Annotated in this window: 19 protein-coding genes; 11 read left to right on the forward strand and 8 right to left on the reverse strand. The window is 60.5% G+C overall.

Annotated features, from left to right (window positions below):
- Positions 1–55 precede the first annotated feature (55 nt).
- Entirely contained in the window at positions 56–1,162 is a 1,107-nt protein-coding gene (gene tal, locus ACFP6B_RS11295; RefSeq protein WP_377130040.1) for a transaldolase, read from the reverse strand.
- Between the two features lie 26 nt (positions 1,163–1,188).
- Positions 1,189–3,300, reverse strand: coding sequence for a transketolase (gene tkt / locus ACFP6B_RS11300; protein WP_377130042.1), 2,112 nt, complete (start codon positions 3,298–3,300; stop codon positions 1,189–1,191).
- 479 nt (positions 3,301–3,779) lie between these two features.
- Here tkt and ACFP6B_RS11305 point away from each other — a divergent pair, with 479 nt between their 5' ends.
- A complete protein-coding gene (locus ACFP6B_RS11305) occupies positions 3,780–4,739 on the forward strand; it encodes a heme o synthase (RefSeq protein ID WP_377130091.1) in 960 nt (319 codons plus the stop codon).
- An 80-nt stretch (positions 4,740–4,819) separates the two neighbouring features.
- Here the strand turns inward: ACFP6B_RS11305 and ACFP6B_RS11310 are convergent, their stop codons facing one another.
- The 4 genes from ACFP6B_RS11310 to ACFP6B_RS11325 all read right to left on the reverse strand — a co-directional run bounded on the left by ACFP6B_RS11310 (position 4,820) and on the right by ACFP6B_RS11325 (position 8,983).
- A complete protein-coding gene (locus ACFP6B_RS11310) occupies positions 4,820–5,155 on the reverse strand; it encodes a hypothetical protein (RefSeq protein WP_377130044.1) in 336 nt (111 codons plus the stop codon).
- Between the two features lie 809 nt (positions 5,156–5,964).
- Complete coding sequence (locus tag ACFP6B_RS11315) at positions 5,965–7,143, reverse strand: COX15/CtaA family protein (RefSeq protein WP_377130046.1); 1,179 nt, start codon at positions 7,141–7,143, stop codon at positions 5,965–5,967.
- 41 nt (positions 7,144–7,184) lie between these two features.
- Positions 7,185–7,952 (reverse strand): ABC transporter permease, encoded by a 768-nt coding sequence (locus tag ACFP6B_RS11320; protein ID WP_377130048.1) that lies wholly within the window; start codon positions 7,950–7,952, stop codon positions 7,185–7,187.
- The gene (locus tag ACFP6B_RS11325) at positions 7,949–8,983 is read right to left on the reverse strand and encodes an ABC transporter ATP-binding protein (protein ID WP_377130050.1); all 1,035 of its coding nucleotides are present in this window, start codon (positions 8,981–8,983) and stop codon (positions 7,949–7,951) included. The genes ACFP6B_RS11320 and ACFP6B_RS11325 overlap by 4 nt, the downstream gene beginning before the upstream one ends.
- Positions 8,984–9,122: 139 nt before the next feature.
- Between ACFP6B_RS11325 and ACFP6B_RS11330 the strand changes: the two genes are divergently transcribed.
- From ACFP6B_RS11330 to ACFP6B_RS11375, 10 genes are all read left to right on the forward strand, one after another.
- Positions 9,123–9,881: a helix-turn-helix transcriptional regulator gene (locus tag ACFP6B_RS11330; protein ID WP_377130052.1), complete on the forward strand. Its 759-nt coding sequence runs from the start codon at positions 9,123–9,125 to the stop codon at positions 9,879–9,881.
- Positions 9,882–9,980: 99 nt separating this feature from the next.
- Entirely contained in the window at positions 9,981–11,438 is a 1,458-nt protein-coding gene (gene sufB, locus ACFP6B_RS11335) for a Fe-S cluster assembly protein SufB (RefSeq protein ID WP_135011742.1), read from the forward strand.
- Between the two features lie 3 nt (positions 11,439–11,441).
- Positions 11,442–12,689 (forward strand): Fe-S cluster assembly protein SufD, encoded by a 1,248-nt coding sequence (sufD, locus tag ACFP6B_RS11340; RefSeq protein WP_377130055.1) that lies wholly within the window; start codon positions 11,442–11,444, stop codon positions 12,687–12,689.
- A gap of 29 nt (positions 12,690–12,718) precedes the next feature.
- Positions 12,719–13,477, forward strand: coding sequence for a Fe-S cluster assembly ATPase SufC (gene sufC, locus ACFP6B_RS11345; RefSeq protein WP_185172967.1), 759 nt, complete (start codon positions 12,719–12,721; stop codon positions 13,475–13,477).
- A 27-nt stretch (positions 13,478–13,504) separates the two neighbouring features.
- On the forward strand, positions 13,505–13,834 hold the full coding sequence (locus tag ACFP6B_RS11350; protein WP_377130057.1) for a metal-sulfur cluster assembly factor: 330 nt from the start codon (positions 13,505–13,507) through the stop codon (positions 13,832–13,834).
- A 339-nt stretch (positions 13,835–14,173) separates the two neighbouring features.
- Complete coding sequence (locus ACFP6B_RS11355; RefSeq protein WP_377130059.1) at positions 14,174–14,674, forward strand: fibrinogen-like YCDxxxxGGGW domain-containing protein; 501 nt, start codon at positions 14,174–14,176, stop codon at positions 14,672–14,674.
- Positions 14,675–14,799: 125 nt separating this feature from the next.
- Positions 14,800–17,337: a hypothetical protein gene (locus tag ACFP6B_RS11360; RefSeq protein WP_377130061.1), complete on the forward strand. Its 2,538-nt coding sequence runs from the start codon at positions 14,800–14,802 to the stop codon at positions 17,335–17,337.
- A gap of 177 nt (positions 17,338–17,514) precedes the next feature.
- Positions 17,515–18,582, forward strand: coding sequence for an FAD-dependent oxidoreductase (locus ACFP6B_RS11365; RefSeq protein WP_377130063.1), 1,068 nt, complete (start codon positions 17,515–17,517; stop codon positions 18,580–18,582).
- A complete protein-coding gene (locus ACFP6B_RS11370; RefSeq protein WP_377130065.1) occupies positions 18,569–18,775 on the forward strand; it encodes a hypothetical protein in 207 nt (68 codons plus the stop codon). Before ACFP6B_RS11365 ends, ACFP6B_RS11370 begins: the two co-directional genes overlap by 14 nt.
- 65 nt (positions 18,776–18,840) lie before the next feature.
- Entirely contained in the window at positions 18,841–19,545 is a 705-nt protein-coding gene (locus ACFP6B_RS11375; RefSeq protein WP_377130067.1) for a hypothetical protein, read from the forward strand.
- 114 nt (positions 19,546–19,659) lie between these two features.
- Here the strand turns inward: ACFP6B_RS11375 and ACFP6B_RS11380 are convergent, their stop codons facing one another.
- Entirely contained in the window at positions 19,660–21,873 is a 2,214-nt protein-coding gene (locus ACFP6B_RS11380) for a phospholipase D family protein (protein WP_377130069.1), read from the reverse strand.
- Between the two features lie 251 nt (positions 21,874–22,124).
- The gene (locus tag ACFP6B_RS11385) at positions 22,125–22,724 is read right to left on the reverse strand and encodes a DUF1349 domain-containing protein (protein WP_377130071.1); all 600 of its coding nucleotides are present in this window, start codon (positions 22,722–22,724) and stop codon (positions 22,125–22,127) included.
- Position 22,725 lies beyond the last annotated feature (1 nt).

Below are 22,725 nucleotides of genomic sequence, written 5' to 3' on the forward strand. Positions count from 1 at the left end.
GAGCGGGTGCAGTGAGGGTGGGGGATACGACCCCCACCCTCAGCGTGAAACGGTACTACTTGCTGTCAGCCAGTGCGGCGGTGACGGTGTTGAGCAGTTCCTTCCAGGAGACCTCGAACTTCTCAACGCCTTCGGTTTCCAGCTTTTCTACCACGTCGTTGTAGGAGATACCTACAGCTTCGAGCTGGTTGAGGATCTCGGTGGATTCCTCGTAGGTGCCCTCGATAGCGTTACCCGCAACCTCTGCGTGGTCGAAGGTTGCGTTGAGGGTTGCCTCGGGCATGGTGTTGACGGTGCCGGGGGCTGCGATCTCGGTGACGTAGAGGGTGTCGGGGTAGGCGGGGTTCTTCACGCCGGTGGATGCCCAGAGTGGACGCTGGCGGTTGGCACCTGCGGCTTCCAGGCGGGCCCAGCGCTCGGAGGAGAAGGCCTGCTCGTAGACCTCGAAGGCCAGGCGGGCGTTAGCTACACCGGCCTTGCCGCGCAGGGCGAGGGCTTCGTCGGTGCCGATGGCCTCAAGGCGGGCATCGATCTCTGTGTCGACGCGGGAGACGAAGAAGGAGGCAACGGAGTGGATCTTTGAGAGGTCCTTACCGTTTTCCAGTGCCTTTTCGAGGCCCAGCAGGTAGGCGTTGATGACGGCGCGGTAACGCTCCAGGGAGAAAATCAGGGTTACGTTGACCGAGATACCTTCAGCCAGGGCCTCAGCGATGGGCTCTAGGCCCTCTTCGGTGGCGGGAATCTTGATCATGACGTTTTCACGGCCAACTGCTGAGTAGAGTTCCTTAGCCTGGGCCAGGGTTGCAGCTGATTCGCGGGCCAGCAGGGGAGAGACCTCGATGGAGACGCGGCCGTCAAAGCCCTGGGTTGCCTCGTAGATGGGGGCAAACACGTCGCAGGCGTCGCGCACGTCGTCAATCATGGCAGCAAAGCCAGCTGCCTCTGCTTCGGTGCCCTCTGCTGCCAGCTTCTTCATCTGCTCGGCGTAGGCTGCGCCGTTCGACAGAGCGGCAGCGAAGATGGAGGGGTTGGTGGTTACGCCGACCACGTTCTTGGTGTCGATGAGCTCCTGCAGGTTACCGCTGGTGAGACGCTCGCGGGAGAGGTCATCGAGCCAGATGGAGACGCCTGCGTCTGAAAGCTTCTGGGTGGGGGTAGTCATAATGTTTTCCTTAACTTGAAGTTCTGTTAGCGGGCAGCGGCGATGGACTCGCGGGCCTTGGCTGCGACGTTCTCGGCGGTGAAGCCGTAGTCGGCGAAGAGTTCCTCGGCTGAGGCTGAGGCACCGTAGTGTTCCAGGGAAACGGCGCGGCCTGCTTCGCCCAGAATGTCCATCCAGGGCATGGCCAGGCCGGCTTCAACGGTCACGCGGGCCTTGACGGCGGAGGGGATAACTGACTCGCGGTACTCGGCAGACTCGGCTGCGAACCACTCGCGGCAGGGCATGGAGACAACGCGGGCGGCGATACCCTCTTCTGCTAGCTGGGTGCGGGCAGCTAGTGCAACCTCGACCTCAGAACCGGTGGCAATGAGGATGACGTCGGGGGTGCCCTCGGTGTCAGCCAGTACATAACCGCCGCGGGCAGCACCGTTAGCCGAAGCGAACTTCTCGCCCTCGGCGTCCGCGTGCAGGTCTTCACGAGCCACGTTGGTCAGGTTCTGGCGGGAGAGCACCAGGCCGGCGGGGTGGTCCTTGATGTCCAGAATCTTGCGCCAGGCTACAGCGGTTTCGTTACCGTCAGCGGGGCGCACAACATCGAGGTTGGGGATTGCGCGCATAGCGGTCAGGTGCTCAACGGGCTGGTGGGTGGGGCCGTCCTCGCCCAGACCGATAGAGTCGTGGGTCCAGACGAAGATGTTGGGCACACCCATGAGCGCTGCCAGGCGGACGGCCGGGCGCTGGTAGTCGGTAAAGACGAAGAAGGTTCCGGAGAAAGGACGGGTGGGCGAAGACAGCGCGATACCGTTGGTGATAGCTGCGGCGGCGTGCTCGCGAATACCGAAGTGCAGCACACGACCGTAGGGGTGGCCGGTCCAGCTCTTGGTGGAGCGGGACTCGGGGTTGAAGGACTTCTCGGTATCGATGGTGGTGTTGTTTGACCCTGCTAGGTCGGCTGAACCGCCCCAGAGCTCGGGCAGAACCGGAGCGATTGCGTTGATAACCTTGCCCGATGCTGCACGGGTTGCGATGGAGGTGCCAGCCTCAAAGGTGGGCAGAGCCTCATCCAGCTCGGCGGGCAGCTCGCCAGCAACCAGGCGCTCGTAGAGCTTGGCCTGCTCGGGGTTGGCAGTAGCCCAGGCGTCGAAGGACTTCTGCCACTCGTCACGCTCAGCTGCGCTGCGCTCGACCAGGGCGCGGGTGTGCTCAAGAATCTCGGGCTCTACCACGAAGTGCTGTTCGGGGTCGAAGCCCAGTACCTTCTTGGTGGCTGCAACTTCGTCGGCACCCAGCTTGGAGCCGTGGATACCACCGGTGTTTTGCTTAGTGGGAGCGGGGTAGCCGATGATGGTGCGCAGTTCGATGAAGGAGGGCTTATCGGTGACCTTGGTGGCTCCAACGATAGCGTCGTAAAGGGCTTCGACATCTTCCTTGTAGTCGCCGCCTACGGTCCAATCCACCTTGGCAACGTCCCAGCCGTAGGCTTCGTAGCGGGCTGCGACGTCCTCGGTGAAAGCCACGTCGGTGTCATCTTCAATGGAGATGTGGTTGCGGTCGTAGATCACGACCAGGTTGCCCAGTTGCTGGTGGCCGGCCAGAGCGGACGCCTCTGCGGTTACACCCTCCTGCACATCGCCCTCAGAGGCAATGGTGAAGACGGTGTGGTCAAAGGGGGAGGTGCCGGGAGCAGCTTCGGGGTCGAAGAGGCCGCGCATGCGACGCTGGGCGTATGCAAAGCCCACAGCGGACGCCAGGCCCTGGCCCAGGGGGCCGGTCGTGATTTCGACGCCCTTAGTGTGACCGAACTCGGGGTGGCCGGGAGTCAGGGCACCTGCGGTACGCAGGGCCTTAATATTCTCAAGTTCCAGACCAAAACCACCCAGGAATAGCTGGTTGTACAGGGTCAGTGAGGTGTGTCCGGGGGAGAGGATGAAGCGGTCGCGGCCCTCCCAGCGGTCATCACGGGGATCCTGACGCATGACCTTCTGGAAGAGCAGGTAGGCCACAGGAGCCAGGCTCATCGCGGTACCGGGGTGGCCCGAGCCAACCTTCTCAACGGCGTCCGCAGCAAGCACGCGAGCGGTATCAACCGCGCGCTGGTCTTTCTCGGTCCATTCAAGCTTCTGATTCAGGTTAGGCATCAGCCGTCCTCTCTCAATCTGGCTACCCAGAAATATTCATCAAACTTATTCTTCTACCCGCCCACCGACGCCCAGCGGGACAAGCCCACACAAGCACACGGTAAAACCGGCAAAAGACGCTACTTCCAGGATAGTTCACCTGCGCATATGTGGGCTTGGTTTGCCTCTCAGCGGACGCCCCCGCTTTAGGGGTGCGCTTAATCTATTAGCCAGGGGGTAGGTAGGCGTTATACGATGTAATTTGACCAAAAGCTCTTTTGGCGTGCTCACAAACCGGCCAACCCCGGCTAAAAGTGATGGGCACCACCCAAAAAATCGGTGCGAGGGGCACTCGGGCGCGCAGACGGCGTCCGCACCTCCAACACGCCGAAAACCGCCACCTGTTTCACATAGTGAATCACCCGGCGGGGGAACCGAAGAGCTGCACACACAACAGTCAAGGGAAGTCAGCATACGTGAAGGGCCATGGCATCAACACCGTGATCGACCGTACCGAAGAAGGCCAGCAAACCCCCGCTGCGCCTGCACCCGGCCGCGTCTCCCTGGGTCGCAAAATTAGGGCCTACATTCACCTCACGAAGCCTCAAATTATTGAGCTGCTTCTGGTAACCACCGCGCCCACCATGATTTTTGCCGCCGGCGGCTTCCCCAACCTCTGGCTGGTGCTCCACACCATGATTGGCGGCTCACTTGCCGCCGGTGCGTCCTGTGCCTTCAACTGCTATATCGACCGCGAAGCTGATCGACTGATGAAGCGCACCGAGAAGCGTCCGCTAGTCACCGGCGAACTCACCGACCGGGAAGCCCTCGTCTTTGCCTGGGTGCTGTCGGTTGTTTCAATCGTGTACCTCTACTTCCTGGTAAACCCGCTGGCTGCCGGTCTCGGTGTCGTCGCGATTTTCCTCTACGTTGTCTTCTACTCCCTGTGGCTGAAGAAGCGCACCAAGCAGAACATCGTCTGGGGCGGCCTGGCGGGCTGCATGCCGGTCTTTATTGCCTGGGCGGCTGTAGAGAACACCATTTCTTGGGCAGCTGTGGTGCTCTTTATGGTGATTTTCCTGTGGACGCCCCCGCACTACTGGCCTCTGTCGATGAAGTACGCCGAGGACTACCGGGCCGCCGGCATTCCTATGCTGGGTGCGACCGATTCGGCCAAGAGTGTTTCGGTGCAGGTGGTGCTGTACGGCTGGGCCATGGTGATGTGTTCCCTGCTGCTGGTGCCCCTGGGCGGCGCTGGCTGGGTGTACACGGCGACCGCTGTGCTGATTGGGGCCTGGTTCCTCTACCACTGCCACAAGCTGCACCGCCTGGCGCTGGCGGAGCAGGCAACCAGCCGGACCGCTATGGTGGTCTTCCACGGCTCAATCACCTACCTGACCGTGCTGTTCATTGCTCTGGCGGTCGACCCCTTCGTGGGTGGCCCGGTGCTCCCCCTCTAAACAGGTAGGTACCATCTAAATCAGAAAAACCCACCAACTAGGTGGGTTTTTCTGATTTAAATGGTCTTTTCTGGCGGACGCTAGCGGTTAAGGAGGTAACGGATTTCGGCAACGATTTCTGCCCGGCGCGTCATAAGATCAACCCACCGATACCGGCGGACTGTCCACCCCGAATTTTGGAGAAGAGACTCCCGACGGCGCTCAGACCACTCAGCATCTTGTCGTGGGCCGAAGTTCTTATACTTGACCTCGCCATCAAACTCAAGGGCAATCATCTGATCAGGGTAGGCCAAATCAAGCCTGAAACGTAGCCCGCCAACGGTTACCTCAACCTGTTCGGCCGGTGCTGGCAGACCCGCATCAATCAAGATAAGACGAAGTAAGGTTTCACCCGGGCTTTCGGCATGGGGGCTCATACCCAGTGCAACCCTTCGACATTTGCGAGAACCCCACCCAACTATCTGAGAAAGCTCAAGAGAGAGTTCCTCTACACTCACCAGTTTTTGGTTCAAGGCACTATCTGCGATGACGGTTGACTCGTTTACGGGAAGATACCGCGCGCAATCTACCACCGTCTGAAGCAAGCCTGTCACTCTCAAGCCGCCCACGAGCGTCCTGTGCTCCTCTATCGGTTTATAGGTGTAATGTTTGCGGGTTCCGGCAGCCCGTCCGCGTGAATCTGGTGGGCCAACGATATCGACTGCTGGCGGGGTTTTCGCTAGAGCTAATCCGTGTAGGCAAGCGGCAGCGGCGTGCGAAAAAGTGGTAGATGGGTCTGACAGGTGTACTGCGGCGATCTGGACTCTGTAGATTTCATAGGGTTTCAGGGAGTCCCACCAGGCTGTTGGGCAGTAGATACCCTTTCTGACGCGTGTGAGTTTCTGGGTTTTTACGTCTCGGTTGATGTGGTCGTAGGTGTAGCCCTGGTTCAGAAGCTGCCGGGCCGTGCGGACTGCGTTGATGTATTCATGCATTGACATGGCTCTAGACTCACTGATGCAGTCTCACTTTTGCTAGAGCCAGTGCAGTCTGTGGATAACCTGAAGGCGGGTGAAGCGAGAAAATTCAAGGGAATGAGCCCTGACACGGTAGTAAGTTGGTGCAGTGATGACGCCTCTATGAAGCATTGGCGCGCGCCTGTGGAAAAGACCATTTAAATCAGAAAAACCCACCTAGTTGGTGGGTTTTTCTGATTTAGATGGTACCTACTGGAGGAGGAGGAGGGCTACGCCGTCCGGACGCGTCCCACCGCCTTCTCACGCGCAGCGGGGGAGGAGAGCACCAGCTGCCGCTCAAACAGCGAAGACGCCGCCAGGGCGAACACACCCGACCCGATCAGGTGCATCTCCACCAGCCAAATCGGCAGCCCGTTGAAGTACTGGGTGTAACCCACGATGGCCTGGTAGCCCAGCACCACCAGCACAAAGGCCAGAGACTTCCCAAAGATAGGGGCCCACCCCTTTGACCGCCACAGCGCAAAGAAGCCCAGCACCGAAGCGCAGTAAATCCACACAAGAGAACCGTGCAGGCGGGTCACCCACACCGGGTTAAAAGCGTGGCGGTGGGTCTCGGCGTCACCCGCGTGCGGGCCGGTACCCGTCGTAACCGTGCCCATGAACATCAGCGCAACAACCAGCACCACGCCGACCCAACCGAGCACCCGCATGAGGTGGGCGGACGCGGGGGCGCCGGCATCCGCGCCCTGAGTTGGGGCATGAGCCGGGGCGGCAGCGGGGACGAGCCCCTCGCGGGCAGCTGTACCCTCAAAGTAGCGGTAGACACGGTTGAGGTAGATACCGGCAATCATGATCATCAGGGCTGAAAGCATGTAGTGGGCGGTAATCATCCAGGGATTGAGGCGCAGCCAGACCGAAATACCGCCGACCACAGCCTGCACCGGAATACCCCAGAGCAGCAGCAGGGTCAGGTTGAAGAGGTCAGAATAGCGGGAGCGGGGGGCGACAAAGCCGCGCGACTCGAGCCAGGCGCCTAACCCTTGAGCGCGGAAGCTCTCGGATCGACTGCCCACGAGGAGGCTCCAGATGAAGCGACCCAACGAGAGACGCTCAGGGAATACCACCCGCAGCACCGCCAGGAAGGCGATGACGGTAACGGCGGCCAGCACGAAGGTTAGTAGGCGGTTGCCGAATTCGACCATGCCGTGGATGCCCATTTCGGGGGTGGTGGTCCAGGAGCCGTCTGAGGTGCAGCGGGGCCAGGCGTCGCAGCCCAGGCCGGAGCCGGTCAGACGGACGACGCCGCCAGAGATAATGAGCACGATATTGGCGATGGCTACTGCCCAGGCGGTCTGTTTGACCCAGCGGGTGTAGCTGCGGGGGATAAGTTTTTCACCCAGGCTGGCAGGCTGGTAGGTGCCTGCGGTGGGTGTGTGCGTGGTCGGCATGGAGCTTTCCTTCACGAGGGTTGCGGACGGTGTGGGGCAGGTTAGGCTGACCATTTGAAGAATCGGGTGGCCAGGGTGGCAAAAACGACGGTTGCTATTACCAGGATGAGGTGGGGGAGCAGCAGGAAGCTGTGGTAGATGTAGTCCCCGCGCAGGGCGTTGCCTAAGGCGGCTGAGGGCAGCAGGTCGATGATGGAGCCCAGCCAAGCGGGGTAGCGGTCGGTGGGAATCAGGATTCCTCCGGCGGCGGCCAGCAGCACCCAGGCCATGTTGACGATAGCCAGGGTTGCTTCGGCGCGCACGGTCCCGGCGATGAGTAGCCCCAGGGAGGTGAAGCATGCTGCCCCCAGTAAGAGGGTCGGCAGGGACATGAGGACGCCGGGCACGGTGGCCGTCCAGCCCAGTAGCTGGCCGAGCGCCCCCACTAGCAGGTACTGAATCAGGAGGACCGCGAGCACCGCCAGCACCTTGCCCGCAATCAGGCCGCCCTTGCCGAGCGGGGTGGTGGAGATAAAGCGCAGCACCCCGTAGCGGCGGTCGAAGCCGGTGGCAATACCCTGACCTGAGAGCGCGGTGGAGAGCACGCACAGGGCTAGCACGCCAGGTACAGCAATGTCGACGCGGCTTACCCCGTAGCGGTTCGCCCAGGGGTCGAGAAAGCTGGTGTAGGCAAGAGCCAGTAGGCCCATGATGGGGAAGGCGATGTTCAGCATGAGCTGCTCACCGTTTTTGAGCATGGCGATGGTTTCGAACTTGCCCTGGGCTAGCACGCGGGTGAGGGCTGGTGCTGCTGTTGAGGTGGTGCTCATCGGATATCACTGCCTGATAGTTCGAGGAAGACGTCTTCTAGTGTTCGGTTGGCCAGGGAGAATTCGCCGGGCATGTAGCCCTGGACGGCCCAGTAGGCGGTGAGGTCGGCTAGGTGCTGGGCCGTGAGCGGGCCGGTGAGCTGGTAGTGACCCTGGGGCTCTTCGACCAGGTGCAGGGGGGAGTCGCCTGCGGGCCAGATGGCTGCAAGGGTGATGCCGGGCGGGGCGGTAAAGGTGAGGCGGCGGGCGTCGTCCTGCCCGCTGGCTAGCACCTGGACCATGGTTCCGGCCAGTACGACTCTGCCGTGCTCAATCATGTAGACGTAGTCGGCGATGCGCTGGGCGTCATCGAGCAGGTGGGTGGTGAGTACAACGGCTACGCCGGCGTCGCGCTGTTCGCGGATGATGTCGAAAACGACGCTGCGTGATTGGGGGTCGAGGCCGGCGGTGGGTTCGTCGAGAAAGAGAATGTCGGGCCGGCCGATGATGGCAGCGGCCAGGGCGACCCGCTGCTTTTGCCCGCCCGAGAGTCTGCGGATGGTGGTGCCGTTAAAGGCATCAATCCCGAGTCGGGCTGCTAGGGCGTCAACGTCGAGGGGGTTGGTGTACATGCTGGCGATGTGCCGCAGCAGGGGAAGCGGACGGACGGACGGGGGTAGGCCGCCGTCCTGCAGCATGATGCCAACGCGGGCACGCAGTTCAGGGGAGGCCCCCCAGGGTGTGTGACCGAGCAGGGAGATATTGCCGCCGGTGGGTTTGAGCAGGCCCTGGGCGCAGGCTAGGGTGGTGGTTTTCCCGGCCCCGTTAGCTCCCAGCAGAACCGTTACCTGACCCGGTTCAATGGTGAGGGAGAGGTGGTCTACCGCTCGTTTGAGCCCCTCGCTGGTGAGGGCTTCGGGGTGCTTGCGCGCGAAGTCCTTGGAGGGGGTGAAGTCCTTGACCAGGTTGTCAATGATGAGAGCGGCGGACGCGGGTGCGTCAGATACGCTCTCACGTGGGCTAAGGCTGGGGGGCAGGTGGTGTGTCGTCACCCGTCTATTCTAGCCCTTTCGTTTCGGCTCTGGGCGGACGCCTGCTGCCGTACTGCCTTAAATAGGTAGTCCTTACTAGCTTAAAGGACCCCAATTACGACATACTTTATTTGTGTATTCCGCAGAGAAAGGCAGAACTGTGACCACTAAAACTGCCCGCCCTGCAGAAACAGAGGAACGCACGCGCGACCGCGTGCTCCAGGGAGTTCTCACTCACGGCCCTGTTTCTGCGGCCAAACTGGGTGAACTGCTCAGCCTCACCCCGGCAGCCGTCCGCCGCCACCTCGACGCGCTTGAAAAGAACAGCCTCATCGAGGTTGCCTCCCACCGCCAGCACGGTGCCGGAGCAGGCCGTCCCGCCCGCCGCTACGTCATCGCCCCGCAGGGGCACAGCGAACTGGGCAACGACTACCTCGATATCGCCCGCGACGCCCTCACCATGCTCAAGGACGCCGTCGGCGAAGACGCCCTGCGCCAGTTCGCCTCAGCCCGCGCCCACGACATGGCAGAGCGCTACCGCCCCATCGTCGAAGCGGCAGGCGATGACGTCTCAGCCCGCGCCGAAGCGCTCGCAGAAGCAATGACCCACGACGGCTTCGTCGCCACCGCCAACGAAATGGCCCCGACTGTTGGCATGCGGTCTAAGCTGCCCGATAACCTGCTGGCCTCCATCCAGCTCTGCCAGGGCCACTGCCCCGTGCGAGACCTCGCCGAAGACTTCTCCGTCTTCTGCGACCAGGAAACCGAAATCATCTCCGAACTTCTCGGGGTCGATGTGCGCAGACTCTCCACCATGGCAGGTGGCGCCCACGTCTGCACCACCCACATCCCGCTCGGACGCCCACCGGCGTCCGCCCCACAAAACCCCGAAGAAACCCCAGGCGACATCGCCCCCTAAAACTTTCCACCGGCAGGGCTTGCCCGGCAGGCCCTGCCACTGAGAAGAAGATTTCACCGATTTACCTCGGTGAAAACCAACCCACCAAGAAAGGCCGTAATGACTGAACAGGTTGAGCGCACCGCCAACAACACCGTCATTTCAGAAATTCTGGAGGCAAACCCCGAACTCGAAGGTATCGGTACCTACGAGTACGGCTGGGCTGACTCCGATGAAGCAGGCCAGGCTGCAAAGCGTGGTCTTGACGAAGATGTCGTGCGCGACATTTCAGCCAAGAAGAACGAACCCGAATGGATGCTGGACCTTCGCCTGAAGGCCCTCAAGTTCTTCGACCGCAAGCCCATGCCCACCTGGGGTGCAGACCTCTCGGACATCGACTTCGACAACATCAAGTACTTCGTCCGCTCCACCGAGCGCCAGGCCGAAACCTGGGAAGAACTGCCCGAAGACATCCGCAACACCTACGAAAAGCTCGGCATCCCCGAAGCAGAACGTAACCGCCTGGTCGCCGGCGTAGCCGCCCAGTACGAGTCAGAGGTTGTCTACCACCAGATCCGCGAGGACCTCGAAGCCCAGGGCGTTATCTTCCTGGACACCGACACCGCCCTCAAGGAACACCCCGAATTCTTCGAAGAATACTTCGGCTCCGTCATCCCCGCCGGTGACAACAAGTTCGCAGCCCTGAACACCGCCGTATGGTCAGGTGGCTCCTTCGTCTACGTGCCCCCGGGAGTTCACGTAGAGATCCCCCTGCAGGCCTACTTCCGCATTAACACCGAGAACATGGGCCAGTTCGAGCGTACCCTCATCATCGCTGACGAGGGCTCCTACGTTCACTACATCGAAGGCTGCACCGCCCCCATCTATAAGACCGACTCACTGCACTCAGCAGTGGTTGAAATCGTGGTCAAGAAGAACGCCCGCGTTCGCTACACCACCATTCAGAACTGGTCGAACAACGTCTACAACCTGGTGACCAAGCGCGCCATCGCCCACGAAGGTGCCACCATGGAATGGATCGACGGCAACATCGGCTCCAAGGTCACCCAGAAGTACCCGGCTGTTTACATGGTCGGTGAGCATGCCAAGGGCGAGACCCTCTCCATCGCTTTCGCAGGCGAGGGTCAGCACCAGGACACCGGTTCCAAGATGGTTCACATCGCCCCCAACACCTCATCCACCATCGTGTCCAAGTCTGTGGCTCGTAACGGTGGCCGTGCGGCCTACCGCGGCCTGGTACAGGTGCGCGAAGGTGCCTCCCACGCTAAGAGCTCGGTGGTCTGTGACGCCCTGCTGGTCGACACCATCTCCCGCTCAGATACCTACCCCTACGTAGATATCCGCGAGGACGACGTCACCATGGGTCACGAGGCAACCGTCTCCCGCGTCTCAGAAGAACAGCTCTTCTACCTGCAGCAGCGCGGCCTGCCCGAAGACGAAGCCATGGCCATGATCGTGCGCGGCTTCGTGGAGCCCATCGCCCGCGAGCTGCCCATGGAATACGCGCTTGAACTCAACCGCCTGATCGAACTCCAGATGGAAGGATCCGTAGGCTAAATTATGGCTAACGCAGAAAACCAGGGTCACAACAACCCCGCGATTCCCGGTATGGACCAGGAAGGTGAGAAGCTCGCAACCGAGCTGGCCACCGACGACACCATCCGCGTCTCAAAGCACAACACCGACAAGGTCGAGATTGACGTCTCCCGCGCCGAGCGCAAGACCTCCTACAAGGTTGAAGACTTCGCAGCCCTCACCGGCCGCGAAGAAGACTGGCGTTTCACCCCGCTCAAGCGTCTGGGCGGCCTGCACACCGATGAACTCACCGGTGCTGCCCCCGCCGTAGAGGTCAACGCGCCCGCCGGCGTCCAGGTCGAGACTATCGCTCGCGACGACGCTCGCATCGGCTCAGCCGGTATTCCCGAGGACCGCGTAGCGGCCAACGCCTGGAGCACCTTCTCCGAGGCAACCGCCATTACCGTTCCCGCCGAAGCTGAACTGGAAGGCCAGATTGAGGTTGCTATCAACGGCACCCACAAGGACGCCGCAGCCCAGCACCTCTTCATCGAGACCAAGCCCTTCTCCAAGGCTGTTGTCGTGCTGCGCCACACCGGCTCAGCCGTGCTTTCCCAGAACGTTGAATTCAAGGTGGGCGACTCGTCCTCACTGACCGTCATCACCGTTCAGCAGTGGGAGGACGACGCGATTCACGCCTCAGCCCAGTACGCTGCTCTGGGTCGCGACGCCAAGTTCAAGCACGTCAACATCTCCCTCGGTGGCGACCTGGTGCGCGTCACCTCCTCCACCAAGTTCACCGCCCCCGGCGCTGAAACCGAGATGTACGGCCTCTACTTCGTCGATGCCGGCCAGCACATTGAGAACCGTCTCTTCGTAGCCCACACCGAGCCCAACTGCAAGTCCCGCGTCACCTACAAGGGTGCCCTGCAGGGCAAGGGCGCACACTCGGTATGGGTAGGCGATGTGCTCATCGGTAAGGACGCAGAAGGCACCGACACCTACGAGCTCAACCGTAACCTGATTCTCGAAGACGGCCCCCGCGCTGACTCCGTACCCAACCTGGAAATCGAAACCGGCCTCATCGAAGGCGCCGGCCACGCATCCACCACCGGTCAGCTCGACGAGCAGCACCTCTGGTACCTGCAGGCCCGCGGTATTCCCGAGGCTGAAGCCCGCCGCCTGGTCGTCCGCGGCTTCCTCAACGAGATTATTCAGCAGATCCGCATCCCCGAGCTCGAAGAACAGCTCACCGACGCCCTCGAAGCTGAACTCGCGATTTCCAACAACTAAAGCTTTACCTTTTACAGGAGAAACAAACTATGGCAACCCTTGAAATCAAGGACCTCCACGTCTCCGTTATTCTGGACGACGAAAACACCAAGCCCATCCTCAAGGGCGTCAACCTCACTATCAACTCCGGTGAAATCCACGCGATTATGGGCCCCAACGGCTCCGGTAAGTCCACCCTGGCTTCTACCATCGCCGGCCACCCCAAGTACCAGATTGACTCCGGTGAGATCCTGCTCGACGGTGAAGACGTCACCGAGATGTCCGTCGATGAGCGTGCTCGCGCCGGTCTCTTCCTGGCTATGCAGTACCCCGTCGAAATCCCCGGTGTCACCATGAGCAACTTCCTGCGTTCAGCCAAGACCGCTGTTGACGGCGAAGCTCCCGCCCTGCGCACCTGGACCAAGGACGTTAAGGCAGCCATGGAGAACCTCTCCATCGACCCCGCCTTCATCTCCCGTAACGTCAACGAAGGCTTCTCCGGCGGCGAAAAGAAGCGCCACGAGATCCTGCAGCTGGAACTGCTCAAGCCCAAGTTCGGTATTCTCGATGAGACCGACTCCGGCCTGGACGTCGACGCTCTCAAGGTCGTTTCTGAGGGTGTTAACCGCGCCCACCAGGCCAATGACATGGGCGTTATGCTGATTACCCACTACACCCGCATCCTGCGTTACATCAAGCCCCAGTTCGTTCACGTTTTCGTGGACGGCAAGATGGTAGACCAGGGCGGCCCCGAGCTCGCTGACCGTCTTGAAGAAGAGGGCTACGAGCGCTACCTGGCTGCTAAGTAGTAGCGGCTGAACTGAAAGGTGACTGCTATGTCAGAAGCCCCCGCTGGTGCCCCCAGCCAAGAGGCCATCGAAGAGGCCCTCATGAACGTGATTGACCCCGAACTGGGTGTCAATATCGTTGATCTGGGTCTGCTCTACGGTATGCGCTGGAATGACGAAGGCGCTCTCGTGCTCGACATGACCCTGACCACCGCCGCCTGCCCCCTGCAGGACGTCATCGAGGAACAGGTTCAGCAGAACCTGGAAAACATGATTGATGAGTGGCACGTGAACTGGGTTTGGATGCCCCCGTGGGGCCCCGAGCGCATTACCGAGGACGGCCGCGACCAGATGCGAGCCCTGGGCTTCAACATCTAACCAACGCGGTTAACATGTGAGGACGCCGCCCCGCACCCTCCCTGCCTTTGGGCAGGGGAGTGCGGGGCGGCGTCCTTGTTGTATTCAGTTAAAGTGAGCTGGTGTGGCTGGTTCCACAGCTTAGTCTATTTCGTGCTGAAGACTCCTTTAGCGCGGTGTAGGAGCTTTCATATGGGAGTATATCCTGGCCGGTTTTTATTTGTGGGCCGGTTGGTGGCACTTAGCCCCAGCAATGACCACAGGCCGTAATGGTTAAGGTGGGTGCGGTAAACCCTAAGCTAGATATACACACCTTGCACCGCCCATCAGCCGGCGGGCTACTCGCACACTAGGGAACACATGGAACATAAAGATACTTCGGCGCGCCCGTCGAAGCGCGCAACAGCGCGCGATTTTTGGGCAGCAACTCGCACCCAGTTTAAAGCCCCCTTCTCACTCAAAAAACCCAACCTGGCCACTAAAGCCGGGGTGGGCGTCCTCGCTCTGGCTACCGCTGTGACCGTGCTGCCGGGCGCAACCGCCTCGGATAGCTACACCCCTGACGGTAAAACCAGCGAAACCGCAGCCGCCAGCTGCTGGGAAGCCAAGCAGACCGACCCAGCTGCCACCAGCGGCACCTACTGGCTCTGGACTCCAGAAATGGCAGCCCCCGAACAGTTCTACTGCGACCAGGAAACTGACGGCGGCGGCTGGGTTATGATCGGCCGCGGCCGCGACGGCTGGGAAGAAAACTACAACGGTAAGGGCAAGGCTTCAGAGCTCTACACCAACCCCGACGGCACCGACGCCTTCACCCCCGTGCAGTTGCCCTCATCGGCAACCAGAAGGTCTCAGACCTGACTGGGGGCTTCCGTATTCGCCGTGCAGCCAACGCCGAGGGCACCAAATGGCAGAACGTCACCGCCACCCGCGCCAACGCCACCGACTGGACCTGGGCCCTCTCAGGCACCCAGACCTGGAAGAATGTGCGCTTCACCGGCGACTCACCCACGGTATCCCGCTCCAACGGCTCCTTCGCCAGCCTCACCGGGCAGATGATGAAGCCGGTACTCTCCATGTACCAGGTCAACTTCCTCGGTACTAGCCAGCAGGCCTGGCGCCTGGGCTTTGCCTACGGCCCTATCGCCCGAGGCGCTGATAACGCCACGACCCACCTGTGGTCCAAGACCGGCTCTAACCCCATCCCCTTCTCCCAGGTGTTCCTGCGCCCCAAGCTGACCCAGGCAGACCTGAACCTTTCCGACTACGCTGACGCGGGGGCGTCCGGCTCTACCCGCCGTGCCCTGCCCAACTCCTACTCAGCCAAGGTCACCTGGCGCACCAGCGACACCACCGGCACCGGAACCCTGGGCGAACTCAACACCTACGTGCAGGCCATCACCCAGGTGGGTAACACCGTCTTCACCGGCGGCGACTTCGCCTGGGTAGAAAACGCTGCCACCGGCGAAAAGGTACAGCAGAAGTTCCTCGCTGGCTACGACGTGACCACCGGTGAGCTTGTGCGAACCTTCATGCCCACCTTCAACGGTCAGATTAAGGCCCTTGAAGCCCTGCCCAACGGCACCCTGGCTGTAGGCGGCGAGTTCACCGAGGTCAACGGCGAAAAGGTGGCCGGCCTAGTCATTCTTAACCCCGTCACCGGTGAAATCGACCGCACCTACAACTTCGGCATCGAAAACCGCGGTGCAGGCTCCATCACCAGCGCCCGCACCCTGGATGTGCAGGGCGACTACCTCTACGTGGGCGGTGCCTTCTCCCACGTGGTCAATACCGAAACCGGCGCTACCGGCTACTCCCGCAACGCCGGTCGCTTCAGCTTCAGCCAGAACGGACCGGACGCCAACTGGCGCCCCTACCTCAACGGCACCGTCAACGGCCTCTCAGCAGCAGATGACGGGGCAACCGTCGCCGCCGCAGGCTACTTCTCAGAGGTTAACGGCACCAAGACCTGGAAGCTAGCCCAGCTCAACACCACCGACGGCAACATTGCCAAGGCATGGACCTGGGAACCCTCCTTCCCCACCATCCAGCGCCAGGGCTACCAGAACGACGTTGAGGACGCCGGCGCTACTGTCTGGGCTGCCGGTTCAGAGCACATTATCCACCAGTACGCCAAGAACACCATGAGCCGCCTCTACTCGGCGATCACCATCGAGGGCGGCGACTTCCAGGACCTCTACGAAGACCAGAACAACAAGGTCATCTACGGTGCCTGCCACTGTGGCAACTACATCTATGAAGGCTCCGGCACTTGGATGCAGCCCTGGACCAACAAGGGCCTCTTCAACCTGCAGTCCATCCGCCTCTCAGCAGCCTTTGACGCTGAAACCGGTCGCGTAATTGGCGAATTCGCCCCCAACCTGCGCGGCCCCCGCGGTGACGGTGTTTGGGAGCAGTTCGTTGACTCCACCGGTACCCTCTGGCTGGGTGGCGACATCAACCGTTCTCAGGGTGCTAACGGTATGCAGCAGACCGTGGGCTTTGCCCGCTTCGCCCCGCGCGATGTTACTGCCCCTGCCGCCCCGCGCTCACTGGCTGTGAGCACCGACGGGGCCACCGACGTCCTGACCTGGCCCTCAGCCGGTCGCAACGTCATCTACCAGGTGCTGCGCGATAACCGCGTCATCGCAACCACCACCGATACCACCTACTCGGTGGCCCACACCGACGATGCCCGCTACTTCGTGCGATCAGCGGACGCCGCAGGCAACTTCTCAGCCTCAACCCCCGTTGCTCTGGCACAGAAGACCGAGCAGCCTGTAGCTCCGGTGGAGCCCACCGCCGAACCTACTGTTCAGCCTACCGCTGAGGTGCCTGCCGAGCCTACTCCGACCGCCGAAGCAACCACTGAGGCCCCTGCCCCGGTAGAGCCCCCGGTTGTGGAAGAGCCCGCTCCCGCTGAGCCCGAGCGCCTTGCTGAGGCTCCTGCCAACGGTACCGTCATCAACAACCCTGCTCCCATTGAGCCTTTTGCGGTTCCGGCTGAAAACTCTGAGCCTGTTCTGGCATCGGGCGATGAGTGGAAGATTGCCTTTGGCCTGAACGCCTGGCAGGGGCTGGACTCCACCTGGCGTGCTACCGACTACAAGTACGACACCGCCAAGTGGTACACCACCTACTCATCGGTTGGCTGGGGCGAACCGCGCGTAGCTACCATGTACCAGTTCTCATCCAGCGCCCAGCCGGTATCGATGATGCTGCGCAAGGAACTCAACCTGAACTTGGCTGCTGGTCAGAAACTCGTTCTGACTACCTACGTGGATGACGGCATGATGATCTGGGTCAACGGTAAGGAATACACCCGCCAGAACCTCATCTGGGGTGCCCTGCCCACCTACACCGCCACCCGCGCTGTAGACTTTGGGGCCGCCCGCACCACCCCGCTGGTCATTGAGATTCCCGCCTCTGACCTCAAGCAGGGTAAGAACTCCATCGCGGTGATGGTCAACTCCAACACCAAGGGTGCAGCAACCACCTTCGACATGATCGGTGAGGTGCGCTAACCCAGAGCTAGAACTTACCCTAGCCCCGACAACTCCCCGCGAGCAGACGAACTCTATCTGCTAGCGGGGAGTTTTTTCTCTGCGAAATTGCTAGGCAGGTGCCCGGGGCGGACGCCTGCCGGGAGTAAGGTAGACAGGGTAAGATCCGTAATCGACTTTCATACAAAAGGAGATCTGGTGGAAGAATTAACCGTCGATGTGCTGGTACTGGGCTTTGGTAAGGCGGGTAAAACGATTGCCATGAAGCGGGCAGCTGCCGGCGATAGGGTAGCGCTGGTTGAGCAAGACCCTGCCATGTACGGTGGCACCTGCATCAATATTGGCTGTGTTCCAACCAAGTTCCTGCTGGAGCAGACCCACCTACACCGGGATTTTCCTGAGGCTCGCGATGACCGTAATGGTTTCATTGCCCGACTCAACGCCGCCAACCAGAAGATGCTGGAAGGCAAAGGCGTGCTGCTTCTAGACGGCGCTGCCCGGTTCCTTGATTCTTCTACTGTGCAGGTGGGGGAGCAGGTGCAGGTGAGCGCATCGACCATCATTATTAACACCGGGGCCAGCTCGGGTGTGGAAGTGGGCGGACGCGTGCACGACTCCACCAGCATCCAGCAGCTAGAGCACACCCCGGCGTCACTGGCCATTATCGGCGGCGGGCCGATTGGCCTAGAGTTCGCTACCATGTTCTCGGGCTTCGGTAGCCGGGTGACCATTTACAAGGGCGAGGGGGACTTCCTGCCCGCCCTCGACCGGCACATTGCCCAGGCGGTGCGCGAGCACCTAGAAGCCCAGGGCGTGACTCTTGTTGATGAGCGCGTCTCGGTAGACCAGGCCACAGACCAGCTCGACGATGAGGTGATACTGGTAGCGACAGGACGCCGCCCGGCAGTTGCGGGGCTGAACCTTGAGGCTGCCGGGGTCAAGTACACCGAGAAGGGAATCGAGGTCGATGAACACTGCCGCACCAGCGTTGAGGGTATCTACGCGGTCGGGGACGTAACCGGCGCACCCCAGTTCACCTACGCGTCCTATGACGACCACCGCATTGTGCTGTCGCACCGCTGGGGCGATGGCTCCCGCACCCGCACCGGCCGTCTGCTGCCCACCACCACCTTTATTGACCCGCCGCTCTCAACCGTAGGGCTCACCGCTGAGGCTGCTCGTGCTCACCACGAGATTGAGGTGCGTGAGTCAAAGATCGCTGACCTGGCGATTGTACCCCGCCCCCAAGATTATGGGCCGGCCTGAGGGCATCGCCCAGTTCGTGCTCGACCAAGAAACCAACCAGATTCTGGGTGCCACCCTCTGGTGCATTGATTCTCAAGAACTCATCAATACCGTAGCCCTGGCTATTACCCATCAGATTCCTGCCGCTGAGGTCGGCGAGGGTATCTACACCCACCCTGCGACGTCCGAGGTATTTAATGCGCTACTGCCCTAATAATGTCGGTTGGTGACCTAGAGTAATTGATGATAGCTGTTGCTACTACGTGATGGAGATGAGCCGTGAATAGGGCAAAGGGAAAAGTCAGTTCCAGGATTGTAGATGCATTAGCGCCCGTTGCACTTGTGCTCGGAATTTCAGCTTTAGCAGGATGTGGGGGATCAAGCGCGGTACCAGAACCGACTCAGGTCCCTCTTGCCAGCGCATCGTCCTCAAGTGAAATCTCAGCAACCGCTCAAGCTTCTTCGTCAGGAGCAGCAGCTGAAGAAACTCAACCACAGCCAGCTGTACCCGAAGCAAGTGAAGTAGCAGCTGAAGAAACTCAACCACAGCCAGCTGCACCCGAAACAACCGAGGCTAGTGAAGCGGCAGCTGCAACACCTACCTTCAACCAGGAGGACTACAGGGCTGCCGATACAGGTGACGGTCGGGCTCGCTACGAGTTCGATGCCCTGGATCTTGAGTGCCATTTGGACGCTGATGGAGCATCGTGTTGGCGGGTTCCTGTCGAATTTACACAGTTCAGTTTTGAGGGTGCCACAGTAGGAGAGAAGTACGGGTATCGTTTTGAAGCGATACCGGAGGTGGATCCTGCAAACATTTTCACTGAGAAAACTGATTTGCCGGTGGGTGAATCAATCACGGTTGGACCTACTACCTGTACCAACACGGGCGCTGTAGTTCGTTGTGATGCATCAGGTGGCTATTGGTTTGAAATGAACGCCACAACAATTGCGCCGACTCCAGAAAATTTGAAAAACCGATAGAGCAGAACTCGCTCACCAACAATATCAGGTGAGCGTGCGTCATATCGCTGAGTGTGCGCATGGCTAGTGCACGCTCAACGATATGACGCACGCTCGGTTAGAGCGCAGCGGAGCCTACCGCCGCCACAGCCGCCCCCACCCGCGCGAGCGGGCTTCAGCGTCCTGAATCTGCCGAGTCAACAAAGCAACCCGCTCAGCCTCTAACTCCAACCTCAGCTCGGCCTTCTCCCGCTCAGACCTCTCCCGCTGCGCTTCTAGCAGGGCGAGGGTATGCTCGCTCTTGGTCACCACATTGAGCGGGCTGCGCTCGCGGTAGCCGGCTAGCAGGGGCTCGCCCAGATAGGCGTCGGTGCGCTCGATGTTCAGCGTGATGGCCTTAGGGGTTGCCTCTAAAACGCAGTCGGCGGGCAGAATAGAGCGAAATTCAATCATCTCTTCTTTCTGGGTCTTGTTGAAGGTGCCGGTTGCCTCCCAGGCAGAGCGCAGGACGGACGCCACCTCGGGGCTGTGCGCGCTGAAGGCTAGGGCGTCCTTGGCGTGGGCCTGGTGGATGGTGTCGGTGATGATGCCGCGGGCGATTTCGTCGCGGTAGCTATAAGGGGTGAACAATTTGGCGGGAAAGGCCGTTTCTAGCCCAAAACGGGCCAGGGTTTCTTGCAGAATCTCAGCGGTGAGCCAGACCCAGTTGCGCGAAAAACGCTGAATCTCGTGGGCGGTCAGGTGGTCGAGCCGCTGGCTGAGGGTAAAGACCACGTGGCGGTAGAGGTTGCTGTTGACCGATCCCGCCAGGGAGGTGAAGTTATAGACCTGCTGGTCAGTGGGCTTGTAGTCGCTGGTGATGGAGATGTACCAGACGCGTTTTTTGATGGCTTCTTGCAGCACAGCCCCGTCGGCGTTTGAGGTCAGAATGATGGTTCCCTGCGGGCCCTCAAACCCGTTGGAGCGCAGGTTGGCCCAATGCTTGATTTTGCCCTGCACCGTTGCCCCGTTCAGGAACTGGGTGCCCACCTCGTCAATGATGAGGGGTGAGACTTCGCCCGATTCCATGTAGCTGTTCATATAGTTGATGGACCCGGTTTTAGAGCCGTAGGTGGTTTTGAGCAGTTCTTCAGCCAGTAGGGGAGAGGAGTCACCGATAAAGGGCTTGAGGTAGTCGTCAACCATGGTGGTTTTACCCGATGACCCAGACCCCAAGATAGCCAGGAGAACGGGGATTTTGTCGGGATTTTCGCCGGTTTCCATAACCAGGTGGCGGATGCGCCAGAGCACCGGGGCCGTCATGGCAAAGAGGAAGGCACTCAGGGCCTGGTGGGATTCATCGCGCATCTTGTTGTCCCGGTAGGAGAGCACGATATCGACGAAGGTTGAGGCGTCGCGGGCTGTTACCTCTGCATCGGTGAGCGGGGTAAGTTCCTTCCCCTCGTGGTTGATGAGCAGGGTGCCGTCGTCGGTGGCAACCCAGCGGGGTTGCGCACCCGTGATGGGGCTGGCGTCCGCCGGGGCGACCTGCCTTTGTTTGAGGTGCACGGTCTGCAAGGCCTTGGTCGCGGTGGCGGGGGTGCGCGGTTTACCGGTGGGGGTGTAGGTGGCTTTGAGGGTGTGCAGGACGACGGGGTCACCCAGCTGGTAGGTTGTGGTCACGCTTTCGGGTGTGGCTGTATCAGATTTTTCCTCGCGCAGGAGCTGGCCGATGGCTTCGCGGTGTTCGGTGGGTAGGAGTTTGGCGTCCTTGATGATGCGGGTATCGATGATGCTGGTGCGCTGCTCGGCGGTGCTGGCCTGTCGGAATTCCTGCACGGTGTTGCGGTCGAGATAGTCGGTGGCTTCGACCTCGAAGTTTTGGGTGAAGAGCTCGGTGTATTCGCGCAGGTAGGCAGTGTCGGCGGGGTTATCGAAGCGGCCCCTGTAGAGGGTGTTGTGCTCGTGATTCTGGGTCATGGCTGCCCGGGTGAGGTTCATGGACCCGGTGAGAATCGCAAACTCGTCGGCCGATGTAAGGATGAAGTATTTGGAATGAAAGAGCTTATCGGCGTTGTATTTGAGGTGCACGCGGCCGCTTTCGAGGGCGTCGAGCAGGGGCTCGCTAGCGGTTTCTAGTTCGCGGACGCGCCGGGTTGGGTCGAAGATTTGCCGCAGCAGGCTGCCGGTTTTGGCTTCTTCAAGGCCCAGAATCAGCTTGACCTGCTCGAACCTCTGGCTGAGCTGGTCAATCGTAGCGAAGGACGAGACGAAGCTGACCCCGTGGAACTCCGTGTAACCTGCCGTGAGCTTCCAGAAGTCCGGCCCGTAGAGCATGGTGCGGGTGTTGAGGTCGAAGACGGTGAGCATGAGTATGCCTTTCAGCTAGTGGGTGGGGTGTGTGGTTTACCCAGTAGCATGACAGACTATTTTGAACAGGGTGCAAATGGCGGCAAGATGGCGAGAAGATGTCTGGTAAATGAATAATGAAAACTTTTAGTCGCTGGTTTTCCGCACATTGCGGCGAAAACAAACGAGCGTGCGTCATATCGCTGAGCGTGCGGCTGATAGGTGCACGCTCAGCGATATAACGCACGCTCGGTTAGGTAAGGTAACTAGTCCTAATCCGGCTGCTGCCCATCGTGGGGCTGCCAGGCGCATTCTGTCAGTTCGAAATCGGTGAAGACAGCGGTGAACGACGAATCCTCGGGGGAGCAGGCATACACCCCAAAAGTGATTTCCTCGCCTGCCTCGGCTAGATGGCAAATACGCATCTGATGCCAGACAAGGCCGTCCTGGGAATTCTCAATACGGAAGTCCTGGCCCCTGCGGCTGAGCCGATACCACATGTAACCGGTTGATGCAGGTATCTCTGTGGTAGCCCAGTCGGAATAACCCCCGTTTGTCACGACTGAGCCCAGGTGCTGGAAGTCCTCATTTTCGTATTCGATAGACCCCTTGATCCAGTTTTCGCTGTCGAGGTAGACAGCTACTCCACACTGGTCAAAGCGGTGCTGGGCGGTATCGAAGTTAGCTTTGACGATGAACGAAAAGTACTGTTCTCGGGTTGTGGTCTGCAGAACGGGGGCGTTGTCGTTGCGGAAGTGGTAGTAGGTTCGCTGCCAGAGATCTGTGCCGGGTTCTGTGGTGATTTCAACTCGGTCGGGGGTGACGGTATATCGCTGGGGTTGGCGTGTCCAGGTGAAGGTGGTGAGGTCCACA

The sequence above is a fragment of the Rothia nasimurium genome, assembly GCF_042660305.1.
GTDB lineage: Bacteria > Actinomycetota > Actinomycetes > Actinomycetales > Micrococcaceae > Rothia > Rothia nasimurium.

Coding starts and splice junctions, on each gene's coding strand:
- ACFP6B_RS11350 (WP_377130057.1), top strand. CDS start 13,505: ATGTCAGAAGCCCCCGCTGGTGCCCCCAGCCAAGAGGCCATCGAAGAG.
- ACFP6B_RS11370 (WP_377130065.1), top strand. CDS start 18,569: ATGGGCCGGCCTGAGGGCATCGCCCAGTTCGTGCTCGACCAAGAAACC.
- ACFP6B_RS11315 (WP_377130046.1), bottom strand. CDS start 7,143: ATGCCGACCACGCACACACCCACCGCAGGCACCTACCAGCCTGCCAGC.
- sufC (WP_185172967.1), top strand. CDS start 12,719: ATGGCAACCCTTGAAATCAAGGACCTCCACGTCTCCGTTATTCTGGAC.
- ACFP6B_RS11320 (WP_377130048.1), bottom strand. CDS start 7,952: ATGAGCACCACCTCAACAGCAGCACCAGCCCTCACCCGCGTGCTAGCC.
- ACFP6B_RS11380 (WP_377130069.1), bottom strand. CDS start 21,873: ATGCTCACCGTCTTCGACCTCAACACCCGCACCATGCTCTACGGGCCG.
- tkt (WP_377130042.1), bottom strand. CDS start 3,300: ATGCCTAACCTGAATCAGAAGCTTGAATGGACCGAGAAAGACCAGCGC.
- tal (WP_377130040.1), bottom strand. CDS start 1,162: ATGACTACCCCCACCCAGAAGCTTTCAGACGCAGGCGTCTCCATCTGG.
- sufB (WP_135011742.1), top strand. CDS start 9,981: ATGACTGAACAGGTTGAGCGCACCGCCAACAACACCGTCATTTCAGAA.
- ACFP6B_RS11310 (WP_377130044.1), bottom strand. CDS start 5,155: ATGAGCCCCCATGCCGAAAGCCCGGGTGAAACCTTACTTCGTCTTATC.
- ACFP6B_RS11355 (WP_377130059.1), top strand. CDS start 14,174: ATGGAACATAAAGATACTTCGGCGCGCCCGTCGAAGCGCGCAACAGCG.
- sufD (WP_377130055.1), top strand. CDS start 11,442: ATGGCTAACGCAGAAAACCAGGGTCACAACAACCCCGCGATTCCCGGT.